Raw genomic sequence first — 12,880 nt, 5'->3', positions numbered from 1 at the left:
CTAGCGGGGATAAGCGTCTCCGGCGTACTGGCGGGCGCGCCACGCAGAGGCCACCATCTCCTCAAGAGAGTGCCGGTTGTCCCAGTCCAGGTCGCGCGCCGCCAGGTCGCCGGTCGCCACGATCCTCGCGGAGTCGCCGGGCCGGCGCGGATTGACTGTGGGCTCGAAGTCGATGCCGGTGACCGTGCGGATCGTCGTCATGATCTCGCGCACCGACGTGCCCGCGCCGCTGCCCAGGTTGTAGACCGGTTCCATCGCGCCGCCGCTCTCCATCCGGCGCGCTGCCGCCACATGGGCGAGCGCGAGATCGGAGACGTGGACGTAGTCGCGGATGCACGTGCCGTCGTGGGTGGGGTAGTCGTCGCCGTTGATCTGTGGGGTTTCCCCGCGGTAGAGCATGTCGAACACTTTGGGGAACAGGTTGTGCGGGCTCACGTCGTAGATGTCGTCGAAGCCCGAACCCACGACGTTGAAGTAGCGCAGGCTGGTGTGCTCGAGGCCGGTGGCGCGACCGACGTCCCGCAGCAGCCATTCGCCGATGAGCTTGGACTCTCCGTAAGGAGACTCCGGCCGGGTCGCCGCCGCCTCGTCGACCACCTCGACCTGGGGTGCGCCGTAGGTGGCGGCGCTGGACGAGAAGACGAGCCGGCCGACCTCGGCGTCGGCCATCGCGTCGAGCAGCGACACCATGGCCGACACGTTCTCCCGGTAGGTGTGGACGGGTCGTTTCACCGATTCGCCGGCGTATTTGTACCCGGCGATGTGGATCACGCCGGTCACCGCGTGCTCTGTCAGTGCGCTCCGGACCACCGAGGTGTCGAGCAGATTCGCCTTGACCAGCGGCACGTCGGCGGGGACGAACTGCGTCAGCCCGGTCGAGAGATCGTCGATCACGACGACCGGTGTGCCCGCGTCGGCGAGTGCGCGAACGACGTGCGAACCGATGTAGCCGGCGCCGCCGGTCACCAGCCAGCTCATGTTGTCTCCTTTGTCATCGATCGCAGCATAGGTGGGGTCCGGCTCACCGCGGAGTCCTGGCAAGGGCCACCAGGTGGACGGCGATCCCGACCAGCGGCCCGCAGAGCAGAGCGACGACGGTGCGGACTTCGAGGTCGAGCGGCAACAACAGCAGCAGTGCCGCCGCCACCGTGGCGATGACCCAGCCCGTCGCGTAGGCACGGTGCAGCGCCGCGGCGACGGTCGCGGCGCCGGTCAGTGTCAGCAGCGCGATCGCCACCGCCGCGGCGGTGAGCCAGGCCAGCAGTTGGCCGTCGGCCCGATACTGCTCACCGAAGGCTTCCCGCAGCAGCCACGGTCCGAACACCCCGGCCAGCACCACCCCAATCACCCCGAGCGCACCCACCAGCGCAGACGGTGCGATGAGTGCCTTGAGCCGGTGGTGGCGCTGGTCGATGAAGTGCGCGATCAGATTGCCCTGCATGGCGGTCAGCGGCACCAGCAGCGGGGCACGCGTCAGCGTCACCGCGAGGATCACCACCCCGCCCGCGGCGCCGAGATCGTCGGAGGTCGCCTTGAGCAGTACGGGAAAGCCCATCACCAGCACGGCGCTGGCGCCCGCCGCCGCGATCGAATGGCCCGCGCCGCGCAGGAACGTCACGGTGTCTCCGGGGGTGACGACCCGGGCGGCCGCCCTGGCCGTCGGGGAGGCGACGATCATCAGCACCCAGGCCAGCGATCCCGCGACCGTCGCCCACAGGTAGCCGCCCAATCCCCAGCCGACGGCGAACGTCGCTGCGGCCACCGCGACCCGCAGGATGGCGTCGGCAACCATCAGCGCCCCGTACTCCGACCACCGGTTCATGCCGGCCAGCGCGCCCAGCAGCGTGGTGTGCAGGCAGAACCCGGCCAGCCCCGCGCAGAGCAGCGTGACGCTGAGCGCGCGGGCGTCGACGAACACGTGCGCCGACCACACCGGTGACGTCACGGCGATGACCGCAGCAGCGGTCAGACCGACCCCTGCCGCGACCCGCATCGGGTGCGTGCGGCCGGCACCCGGCCGTGCGGACGGGGTCCGCACCTCGCGGGTCGTCTCCTGCAACAGCCCGAAGGCGGCGCCGCTGGCCAGGCCGAACGCGCCCCAGAACACGCCGAACACCGAGAATCCCGCGGGTTCGAGGCCGCGGGCCGCCAGGTAGAGCACCGCGTAGCCGCACAGCGCCGTGATCGCCGTGGCCACTCCGACGCGGACCACGGTGGCCCGGGCGACCGCACCTGAGGGCCCCGCGGTCGCGTCGGTCACGGCCCGGCGTCCAGCCGGGGGACCCCGGGTGAGTACAGCCACGCTGCCCACAGCGGACGCAGCGAGTCGTCGGAGTACCGGGCGGCCAGATCGAGGAAGTCGTCGGTGACCACGCTGGCGTGGCGGTGGCGGTCGGTCCACTCCTTCAGCAGCGCGAAGAAATCGGTGTCGCCGAGGCGCTTGCGCAGCGCGTGCAGGGTGAGGGCGCCGCGTTTGTACACCCGGTCGTCGAACATGTCGCGCGGGCCCGGATCGGCGAGCACGAGGTTCTGCGGCGAGCCCGCCAGTCGCTGGTGGTAGTGCCGAGCCAGTTGGTCGGCGGTGCGCTCACCGCAGTGCTCCGACCAGAGCCACTCGGCGTAACAGGCGAAGCCCTCGTGCAGCCAGATGTGGCGCCAGCGTTGCGCTGTCACCGAATTGCCGAACCACTGGTGCGCCAGTTCGTGGGCGATCAGCCGCTCCGCTCCCCGCTTGCCATCGCAGTGGTTGGCTCCGAAGATCGAGATACCCTGTGCCTCAAGGGGAATCTCCAGGTCGTCATCGGTGACCACGACGGTGTAGCCGTCCGCGAGCGGGTAGGGGCCGAAAAGCTTGGTGAACAACTTCATCATCTGAGGCTGCCTGGCGAAGTCGTGGTCGAAGTTGTCGCGCAGCCGCTCCGGCAGGACCGCGAATATCTCGACGCCGTTCTTGGACATCCGGTGGCGCTGGTAGGCGCCGATCTGCAGCGTGATCAGATAGGTCGACGTGGGCTCGGACTGTTCGTACACCCAGGTGGTCATGCCCGCTCGCGCTCGGCGGGCCAGCAATCGTCCGTTGGCGAGGGCGAAATACGGACTCTCCGTGGAGATCTGGATGCGGAAGCTGGCCTTGGCGCTCGGGTGGTCGTCACAGGGGAACCACGACGCCGCACCGTTTGGTTGACCGGCGACCAGCACGCCCTCGGTGAGTTCCTCGAATCCGACCTCCCCCCAAAGGGATCGGATGGGTCGGGGAGTACCGCCGTAGCGCACCGCGATCGTCATCGCCGCGCCGGCAGGCAGTCGGTCCGCCAGCGTGATGTGCAGCTTGCCCGCCGCTGCCCGGTACTGGGCGGGACGTTTACCGTTGACCGTCACCTTCGTCACCGACAGGGCGTCGGACAGGTCGAGGGTGAATGTCTTGAGCTCGGCCAGGGTGGTGGCGGTGACGGTCGCCGCGCCGGCGAGCCGGTTGATCGCCACCTTGTACTCGAGCTCGAGTTCATAGCGCGACACCCGGTAGCCGAAGTTGCCGGTGCCCGGGAGGTACGGGTCGATGACGGGAGCGGAGGCCGACTTGGCCACCCTTTTGCGAGCGGTCACGCGGCGGCAGACTTCTTGCGCTTGGGATCCGATGTGTCACCGCGCTTTTTACGTGGCGGCAGCCACGGCGCGATCGGGTTGCCCTGCCACCGAGTGGACGCCGGGACCTCATCTCCGCGCATCACCAGCGATGCAGGCCCGATGGTGGCCGCCGCCCCGATCCGGGCCGCGGGCAGCGCCACACAGTGCGGACCGAGCGTCGCGCCCTTCTCCAGGACGACGGTGTCCATCCGCATGATCCGGTCGTGGAACAGGTGGGTCTGCACCACGCAGCCGCGGTTGACCGTGCTCGCCTCGTCGAGGGTCACCAGGTCGGCTTCGGGAAGCCAGTACGTCTCACACCACACACCGCGTCCGATCTTCGCGCCCAGGGCCCGCAGCCACAGGTTCATCACCGGCGTACCCGATGCGGCGCGCGCGAACCACGGTGCCGCGACGGTCTCGACGAACGTGTCGGACACCTCGTTGCGCCACACGAACGACGACCACAGCGGATGCTCGATCGCGGTGATACGGCCCACCACAAGCCATTTCGCGATCACTGCGATTCCGCCGGCGAGGGCTCCGGCGACCAGCAGAATCAGCCCGGCCGCCAGGGCGGCCCACACCCACCCGAACGCCACCGCCAGCGACTGGAGGCTGAACAGTACCGCCACCCCGATCGCGAAGGTCACCACGACGGGCACGAAGCGGAACGTTTCGACGGTGGCGCGCAACGCTTTCAGCCGCGGCGACGGGTGGAAGGTGCGCAGTACGTCGGCGGCGGTCGGCTGACGACGCAACCGCACCGGTGGGCTGCCCAGCCACGACGAGCCGGCTTTGGCCTTGTGCGGCGTGGCCGACAACACGGCCACCAGGCCGTCGTCGGGCACCCGCCGTCCGGGTTGGGTGATGCCCGAGTTGCCCAGGAAGGCACGCTTGCCGATGGTGGCGCGCGCGACGTGGATCCAGCCGCCGCCCAGCTCGTAGGACGCGACCATGGTGTCGTCGGCGAGGAACGCGCCGTCCTCCACCACGGTGAACTTGGGGATCAGCAACGCCGTGGAGATCTCGGTGCCGCGGCCCACCTTGGCGCCGAGAAGCCGCAACCACCACGGTGTCAGCAGCCCGGCGTAGATCGGGAAGAGGTAGTTGCGCGCGGCGTCCATCAGCCGCTCGGTGGCCCACAGCTGCCATCCGGACCGGCTGCGCACCGGGTGGTAGCCCTCGGTGAGACCGAGCGCGAGCACCCGGACGCCGAGCGCGGTGAGCAGCGCGTAGACGCCGAACGCCGCCGCGGTGGCAGGCACCAGCCACACCAGCGCGGGCACGATCGCCGAGGCCACCGACGCCGTGCCACGGATACCCCAGCCGATCACCGCCAGCCCGGTGGCCAGCGCTGCCAGCGGCAGCGCGCCCAGCAGCATGGACGTCAGGCCGTACACCGCCACCCATACCGGTGCCCGCGGCGGGCGGTGGTCCGGCCAGGGATGTTTGGCCTTGCCGGACTTCACCGCCGGTGAGCCCTTCCAGTACTGGCCGTTCTTGACCTTGCCGACCACCCCCGACCCGGGAGCCACGTCGGCGTTCTTGCCGACGATCGCCCCGGGCAGCAACGTCGTCCTGGCCCCGACGGTGGCGTCGTTGCCGACGGTGATCGGGCCGATGTGGAACGCATCGCCGTCGATCCAGTGCCCGGTCAGGTCGACTTCGGGTTCGATGGAGCAGCGGTGCCCGAGTGTCAGCATCCCGCTCACCGGAGGGGCCGAGTGCAGGTCGACGCCGTTGCCGACGTTGTTGCCGAGCGCGCGGGCGTAGTACACGAGCCATGGCGCTCCGGCCATGTTCTCGGCGCCACTCGCCTCGGCCAGGCGCTCGGCCAGCCACACCCTCAGGTGCACCGAACCGCCGCGTGGATAGGTCCCCGGCTGCAGGTCGCCGATCAGTACGCGGGCTCCGAACACCGCGATCCCCATGCGCCCGGGTGGCGTGACGAACATCAGGAAGCCGCCCAGGATCCACCACCAGCTGATCGGCGACACCCAGTCCACCAGCGACAGTTCGGAGGCGACGTTGTTGGCGATAGCCAGCCACACCACCCACTGCATTCCGGTCAGCATGGCCAGCGGCAGGGTCAGTGCGGTCTGGATCGCCTGCGTCAGCCGCGATACCGGCGCGACCACGCGGGTTTCCACCTCGGGCGGCGGGGCGAGTTCGTCGAGGTAGCCGGCGAGCGAGCCCAGGCGAGGGTGGTCGTACAGGTCGGCCACGGTCACCTGCGGATAGCGCTGCCGCAGCGCGGCGACCAGCTGGGCCGCCGACAGAGATCCGCCGCCGAGCGCATAGAAGTCGGCCTCCGGGCCGTCGATCTGTGCGGCGAGGACGTCGCGCCACAGTCCGGCCAGCCAGCCGAGGGTGCCGCCGAGGTCTGTCCCGTCGTCGGTGTCGTCGCCGGCTCCCCCCACCGGCCACGGGAGGGCGTCGCGGTCCACTTTCCCCGAGGTGCGGGTCGGCAGTTCCTCGACCACCACCAACCGGGGTACCAGGGCCGCGGGCAGCGCCTCCGAGAGCCGCGACCTGGCCTCGGACACGTCGAAGGTGGCTTCCGACCCGGGTGCGACGGCGATGTAGCCGACCAGCAGCGGGGTACCACTGGCGGTGCGCCGTACAGCCGCGGCGCCGCCACTGACGCCGGGCAGGTTCACCAGCGCGGTGTCCACCTCACCGAGCTCGATCCGGCGTCCGCCGACCTTGACCTGGTCGTCGGCGCGCCCCACGAAGTACAGGCCGTCGGACTCCAGCCGGACCAGGTCACCGCTTCGGTAGGCGCGGGTCCAGTGCGCGATGGCGCTCGGATAGGGCAGTGGGGCGTACTTCTCGGCGTCCTTCTCCGCATCGAGGTAGCGGGCCAGCCCGACTCCGCCGATCACGAGTTCGCCCACCTCGCCCAACCCCACCGGGCAGCCGTCCTTGTCGACGACGGCCAGATCCCAACCCGGCAGCGGCAACCCGATGCTGACCGCGGAGCGGCCGTCCAGGCGCGCTGCGCACGCCACCACGGTGGCCTCGGTGGGACCGTAGGTGTTCCACACTTCGCGGCCCGCGGAGTCAGGGCCGGCGGCCAGCCGTTCGGCCAGTTCGGGCGGGCAGGCCTCGCCGCCGAAGATCAGCAGCCGCACCGCCTCCAGCGCCTCGGCCGGCCACAGCGACGCCAGCGTCGGGACGGTGGAGACGACCGTGATGTCGCGGGAGACCAGCCACGGTCCCAGGTCCATCCCGCTGCGCACCAGCGACCGCGGGGCCGGCACCAGGCAGGCCCCGTGCCGCCAGGCCAGCCACATCTCCTCGCACGACGCGTCGAACGCCACCGACAGGCCCGCCAGCACCCGATCGCCGGGGCCGAGCGGATTGTCCTGCAGGAACATCTGGGCCTCGGCGTCGACGAACGCCGCCGCGTTGCGATGGGTGACGGCGACGCCCTTGGGTGTCCCCGTCGACCCGGAAGTGAAGATGATCCAGGCGTCGTCGCGGCTCAGCGGCGCGGCCGCGCGCCACCCGCGCGATGAGCCCGGCCCGCGCAGCAGACCCTTCTCGGTGATCACGGCGACGACGCCGGCCTCGGTGAAGACCAGTTCGGCCCGCTCCGGGGGATCGTCGGCGTCGACGGGGACATAGGCGGCCCCGGCTGCCAGGGTCGCCAGGATGGCGACATAGAGCGCGTAGCTGCCCGACGGCATCCGGATGCCGATGCGGTCGCCGCGGCCGATTCCGCGCGCGCCGAGCCAGGCGACGCTGTCCTCGACGTCGGAGAGAAGCTCGGCGTAGGTGAGCTGGACCGTGCCGTCGTCGAGCGCGGGCGCATCGGGATAGCGCCTGGCGGTGTCGGCGAGGATGTCGATCAGCGTGCGTGGCACGGGGGCCTGTGCCGAGAGCAGGAATTGGCTGGGGATCTCGGGGGTTCGATCCGCGGCTGTCACGGGTACAAACTACTCAGCGTCCGGACCTGCTTCTCGCCGTCGGCCGCTCATTTCGCGTGTCGGGCAGCCGACTGGCACAATGAGCGCCTTGGAGGGGAGTATTCCTTCGCCGCAGTGTCGTCATCACGTCGTCCGTCCTAGGACGACCGGTGCTGTGGGCCTACCGCCGGTGCGGTGGTGGAAGAGACCTCCGGCGTTGAATTGACGACCGGAGGTTTGATGAACGTAAGCGGACTCGAGTGGGGCATCACCCTCGGCGTGACGATCGGCATTCTGCTGTTCGACGTCCTGGTGATCGGCCGCCGGCCTCACGAACCGTCGAAGCGTGAAACCGGCACCGCGCTGACCATCTACGTCGGCCTCGCCGTCGCGTTCGGAGTCTGGACGTGGCTGTACCACGGCAGCCAGTTCGGCGTCGAGTTCTTTGCGGGCTGGCTCACCGAGTACAGCCTGTCGGTCGACAACCTGTTCATCTTCTTGATCATCATGGCCAGCTTCAAGGTGCCGCGGATCTATCAGCAGCAGGCGCTGCTCGTCGGCATCATCCTGGCGCTGATCTTCCGCGGCATCTTCATCGCGCTCGGCGCGGTGGCGATCGAGCAGTTCTCGTGGGTGTTCTACCTCTTCGGGGCGTTCCTGATCTACACGGCGGCCAAGCTGGTCAAGGACACCGACCACGACGACGACGCCGACAACGGCGTGGTCCGGTTCGCGCAGAAGCACCTCAAGTTCACCGATCAGTGGGACGGGCTGAGGCTGTGGGTGAAGGAGAACGGCAAGCGGGTGATGACCCCGATGTTCCTGGTCATCATCGCGCTGGGCACCACCGACCTGCTCTTCGCGCTGGACTCCATCCCGGCGATCTACGGTCTGACCCGCGAGCCGTATCTGGTGTTCACCGCCAACGTGTTCGCGCTGATGGGTCTGCGGCAGCTGTACTTCCTGCTGGGCGATCTGCTCAAGCGGCTCGTCTACCTGTCGCAGGGGCTGGCCTTCATCCTCGGCTTCATCGGCGTGAAGCTGCTGCTGCACGCGCTGCACGAGAACGAACTGCCGTTCATCAACGGCGGCGAGCCCGTGCCGGTGCCGGAGATCCCCACGCTGGCCAGCCTCGGCGTGATCATCGTCACGCTGCTGATCACGACGGCGGCCAGCCTCTACAAGACGCGGGTGCACGACGTGCGCAACGGCAGCGAGTCGAGCAGCGACAAAGCCGATCAGAAGGATGCGGCGCCGGACGAGACGCCGGCGGATCCGCAGAACGACCCGACCCGCTGAGCGGAATTCCCTTGCGCTCGCGCTGATCGCAACACTGCGCCGCACCCGGCACGCTCGATAGCGTGGCCGGGTGCGGCTTTTCGTGGCGGAAGACGGCGGAGTGAGTGAGCTCACGCACGGTGACCAGCAGATCGTGCGTGTCGCGGCGCCCGACCTGCAGCAGGCGCGGCGTGCGCGGGCGCGGATCAGGGCGGGTGCGGACGACGTGGCGGTGATTCTCGACGTCACGATCTCGGTGGCCGGTGACTTCCGTTCGGCTCGGGACCTGCCCGGGGGCTCTCGGGCTGAGGCCGACGCGGAGACGGTGCACTACGCAGGCACCGTTGACGGACTGGCCGGGCTGATCTCCGATATCGGCTCGGCGGAGGTGGCCGACGGCGTCACGCTGATCGCGGCATCGCCACGCCAGGACGTCGGGACGGTCGGTCGGGATGTCCTGGGCCGGCTCGCGCGCCGGGCTCAGCCTCGCGCGTCCTGAATTGCAGCGACGGGCCCGCGAACGTGGGCCTTGTGCACCGAATTCACCCGGCGGGTTCAAGGGATGGATGCAACACCCTTTGATTGAGGAGTGTTGCGATGGGGTCCCATGCGATTCAGCCGGCGACGGTGAAAGCGTTCTGGGCGCAGATTGGGTTGGGGCTCAATCCGGCTGAGGCTGCCTTCGCCGTCGGTGTGTCGCTGGGGGCGGCACGGAAGTGGCTGACCGACGCTGGTGGTGTGAAACAACGTGTGTACGAGGTGAAGATAGAGGGGCCCAAGCCCCGACTGACCCTCGAAGAGCGCATCCAAATTCAGGTCGGTGTGGGCCGTGATGAGTCACTGCGCTCGATCGGAGCGCGACTCGGGCGTGCGGCGTCGACGATCAAGCGTGAACTCGACAATAACGTCGAGAACCGCTACGACGGACGCAAGTCGGGTTACCGCCGCAAGAAGGCTTTCGGTGCGCGCCAGAGCGGTAGCACCTCGACGGTGCGCTATGACGCATTGGCTGGTGAGCGGTCGGCGGCGAGGCGGGCGCGACGCCCCAAGCGAGGAAAGCTCGCCGCCAATGACACCTTGCGCGACGAGGTGCAGACTCGGTTGAAGCTGCGTCATAGTCCGCGCCAGATCGCGCGCCGGTTGCGCAGCGACTTCCCCGACGATCTGGAGATGTGGGTGTCACACGAGGCCATCTACCAGTCCATCTACGTCCAAGGGCGCGGATCGCTGCGCCGTGAGCTGCACCAGTGCTTGCGGACCAAGCGGGCCATTCGCCGGCCTCGGCGCCAGCCCGAGACCCGCCGCGGTCGGATCCCGGGCATGGTTAACATCAGCGAACGCCCGGCCGAGGTCGCCGACCGTGCAGTGCCCGGGCACTGGGAGGGTGACCTGATCATCGGCAGCACCACATCCGGATCTGCGATCGGCACCTTGGTCGAGCGCGCCACCCGGTTCGTCATGCTGCTTCATCTGCCCGACAACCACGGTGCGGTCGCAGTCCAAGACGCCATCGTGGAGAAGATGACCGAGCTGCCAGAGCACCTACGGCGTTCTCTGACCTGGGATCAGGGCAAGGAAATGGCCAACCACATCGCCATCGCCGCCGCAGCCGATCTCGACATCTACTTCTGCGATCCGCACTCACCCTGGCAGCGTGGCACCAACGAGAACACCAATGGGCTACTGCGTCAGTACTTTCCGAAGGGGACCGACCTCTCGCTGCACGGTCCCGGCATCCTTGACAACGTCGCCGCCGAACTCAACGGCCGACCCCGCCAGACACTGAACTGGAGAACACCCGCCGAAGCCCTCAACGAACTACTCTCAAAACCGCCAGCTGTTGCATCCATCCCTTGAACCCGCCCCCGCATTCGCGTGCACAGCCCCCACGCTCGGCGTCCGGCTAGCTGCTGCTGTCCCAGCGTTCGTGCACCTTCGCCAGTCCGTCCGGGGTCAGCCGACCGAGCAACCGCAAGCGGGCCATGCCGCCGTCAGGGTAGATGTCCATGCGCGCCTCGGTGACCGGCCGGTCGCTCGTGAGCAGAAACCGGTGCCGTGTGTCGGGCTGCAACTCGGTCTGCTCCAGCAGGTCGAACCAGTCGCCGTCTCCGTCGCGGCCCCGCAGCCGCGCGGAACCCGGGGCGTTGCCGATGAAGTACGACGTGTCGAGTTCGGCAGCTGCCAGCACGCCCTGACCTGCCAAACGGACCTGGACCCAGTCGTTTCCGGTGTCGCGGCGGCGCGAGGTCTCCCAGCCGTCGCCCATCGTCCGCGGCGTTCCCGGCAGCAGCAGGTTGTTGGGTGAGCTGTAGAACATGTTGGAGCAGCCGGTGATTCGGCCGCCGTTCTCCAAAGCGGCCAGATCGAGCGGGAGTTCGGTGAACCGCGGATCCAGCAGCCCCTCGGCGTGGACGCGGAAGCGGGCCACCCCGCCGTCGGGATAAATGGACAGGCGCAGGTGCGTCCACCGCCGCGGCGAGTCGACCGAGCACGGATTCCGGGTGTCGCCGTTGATCGCATGGCGACCGACGATCGTCGTCCACTCGACTTTCTCGGCCAGCTCCTCGGGCGTCGGGTACCCCTCGACGAACGCGGCCTCCACCGACGCCTCGGGCGGGTAGTTGCCGGTGAACCAGGCGGTGTCGACGACCACCCCGCGGACGATGGCAGGGGCGCCGAGCCGCACGATGGCGAAGTCGTGGGAATCCGCTGTCGCGCCGCGCCTTCTGCGGGTCTCCCAGCCGTCGTAGATCTGACCCTTGTGGCCGAACGTGGCGGGCCGGTACTCGGCGGGGCCGGCCTTGATCAGGTTTTCCTTCTCGGCGAACACGTCGTCGTTGGCCCACAGCACCGCACCACCGGCGGACCTGGCTGCGAGGTCGGGGAGCGACAGGAAATGGGACTGGCCGGCCGGCCGGGTTGACGTGGTACTCACTCAGACGAGCCTAGGCGAGTGCGCCCGGACCCTCACCAGTTGTCGTATCCGCCTTCGGGTCCGAGCATCCGCTCGAGCCGGGTCCGGTTGATCCGGGCCAGCTCGTTGCGGACCACCTTGCGTTCGGTCTCGTAGTCGTTGTGCAGCCGGTCGCGCATCGACGCCAGCACGTCGTCGGCACAGTAGCCGTTGATGAACATCACGAAGCCGAAGCCGAAATGGTCCAGGTAGGCCTTGGACGCGGCGGCCAGCTCGGCCATCACGGCGGGCCGTTCGTCGACGATCGCGCACTGCTCGGCCTGGGACTTCTCGCTGCCGGGCCGCCGGCCGACGTCCGGGTAGGCCTGCAGGATCGAGTCGATGGACTCTTCGGCCAGCCCGAACAGCAGGGTGTCGGCGAAGCGGAACAGCCGGTCGTGGCTGTCGAACGGGCGGGCGCGCGCCAGGTCGGCGGCCAGCGGCACGCTGTAGCAGCACTCGAACACCGCGTGGACGGCGCGGCGCATCGGCATCGCGTTGAACGCGTCCAGTCCGATCCCTTGATGCAGCAGCACACCGTCATGATCGGTTCGTCAAGCGGCGCGCACGTTACGTCGTGTTACGGGCACGCTAAATCACGCCGACGGCGGCTAGTGCCCCTGCGTCTTCAACCGTTCGATCGACCGGTTCACCTCGGCCTCGGCCTCCTCGCGGCCCACCCAGTCGGCGGCCTTGACGAACTTGCCGGGCTCGAGGTCCTTGTAGTGCACGAAGAAGTGCTTGATCGCGTCCAGTTCGAACTCCGAGACGTCGCCGATGTCCTGGATGTGGTCCCAGCGCGGGTCTGCGAGCACGCAGAGCACCTTGTCGTCGCCGCCCTTCTCGTCGGTCATCCGGAACATGCCGACGGGGCGGGCCTCCACGATGCAACCGGGGAACACCGGCTCGGGCAGCAGCACCAGCGCGTCCAGCGGATCGCCGTCCTCGCCGAGCGTGTCCTCGATGTAGCCGTAATCCGTGGGGTAGCCGAACGCGGTGAACAGATAGCGATCCAGCTTCACCTTGCCGCTCTCGTGGTCCACCTCGTACTTGTTGCGTGAACCCTTTTGGATCTCGATGAGCACATCGAACTGCACGCCGTTACTCCTAG

The 12,880-nt window shown here is 68.8% G+C and carries 10 protein-coding genes; 3 read left to right on the top strand and 7 right to left on the bottom strand.

The window, feature by feature from the left end; genetic code table 11:
• The 4 genes from galE to EL337_RS25575 are packed head-to-tail and all read right to left on the bottom strand — an operon-like array spanning position 1 to position 7,559.
• Positions 1–978, bottom strand: a complete 978-nt coding sequence (gene galE / locus EL337_RS25590) for a UDP-glucose 4-epimerase GalE (protein WP_048633931.1) — start codon at positions 976–978, stop codon at positions 1–3.
• 43 nt (positions 979–1,021) lie between these two features.
• A complete protein-coding gene (locus tag EL337_RS25585) occupies positions 1,022–2,260 on the bottom strand; it encodes a lipopolysaccharide biosynthesis protein (RefSeq protein ID WP_048634022.1) in 1,239 nt (412 codons plus the stop codon).
• Entirely contained in the window at positions 2,257–3,603 is a 1,347-nt protein-coding gene (locus EL337_RS25580; RefSeq protein ID WP_048633930.1) for a M1 family metallopeptidase, read from the bottom strand. Before EL337_RS25580 ends, EL337_RS25585 begins: the two co-directional genes overlap by 4 nt.
• The gene (locus EL337_RS25575; protein ID WP_048633929.1) at positions 3,600–7,559 is read right to left on the bottom strand and encodes a Pls/PosA family non-ribosomal peptide synthetase; all 3,960 of its coding nucleotides are present in this window, start codon (positions 7,557–7,559) and stop codon (positions 3,600–3,602) included. The genes EL337_RS25580 and EL337_RS25575 overlap by 4 nt, the downstream gene beginning before the upstream one ends.
• Before the next feature lie 219 nt (positions 7,560–7,778).
• Here EL337_RS25575 and EL337_RS25570 point away from each other — a divergent pair, with 219 nt between their 5' ends.
• From EL337_RS25570 to EL337_RS25560, 3 genes are all read left to right on the top strand, one after another.
• Positions 7,779–8,837 carry a TerC family protein gene (locus tag EL337_RS25570; RefSeq protein WP_048633928.1) on the top strand — a complete coding sequence of 353 codons (1,059 nt, stop codon included), beginning with the start codon at positions 7,779–7,781 and terminating at the stop codon, positions 8,835–8,837.
• A 70-nt stretch (positions 8,838–8,907) separates the two neighbouring features.
• Positions 8,908–9,315 (top strand): hypothetical protein, encoded by a 408-nt coding sequence (locus EL337_RS25565; protein WP_083443172.1) that lies wholly within the window; start codon positions 8,908–8,910, stop codon positions 9,313–9,315.
• A 98-nt stretch (positions 9,316–9,413) separates the two neighbouring features.
• Entirely contained in the window at positions 9,414–10,673 is a 1,260-nt protein-coding gene (locus tag EL337_RS25560; protein WP_235666604.1) for an IS30 family transposase, read from the top strand.
• 46 nt (positions 10,674–10,719) lie between these two features.
• Here EL337_RS25560 and alc read toward each other — a convergent pair whose 3' ends face one another.
• The 3 genes from alc to EL337_RS25545 all read right to left on the bottom strand — a co-directional run bounded on the left by alc (position 10,720) and on the right by EL337_RS25545 (position 12,866).
• Positions 10,720–11,751 (bottom strand): allantoicase, encoded by a 1,032-nt coding sequence (gene alc, locus EL337_RS25555; protein ID WP_048635524.1) that lies wholly within the window; start codon positions 11,749–11,751, stop codon positions 10,720–10,722.
• Between the two features lie 32 nt (positions 11,752–11,783).
• Complete coding sequence (locus EL337_RS25550) at positions 11,784–12,305, bottom strand: 2-oxo-4-hydroxy-4-carboxy-5-ureidoimidazoline decarboxylase (RefSeq protein ID WP_048635523.1); 522 nt, start codon at positions 12,303–12,305, stop codon at positions 11,784–11,786.
• A gap of 75 nt (positions 12,306–12,380) precedes the next feature.
• Positions 12,381–12,866: an inorganic diphosphatase gene (locus EL337_RS25545; protein ID WP_048635522.1), complete on the bottom strand. Its 486-nt coding sequence runs from the start codon at positions 12,864–12,866 to the stop codon at positions 12,381–12,383.
• Positions 12,867–12,880 lie beyond the last annotated feature (14 nt).

The sequence above is a fragment of the Mycolicibacterium aurum genome (assembly GCF_900637195.1).
Lineage (GTDB): Bacteria > Actinomycetota > Actinomycetes > Mycobacteriales > Mycobacteriaceae > Mycobacterium > Mycobacterium aurum.
Note: the sequence above shows the minus strand (reverse complement) of the source record. Positions and strands in the feature narration are given on the sequence as shown.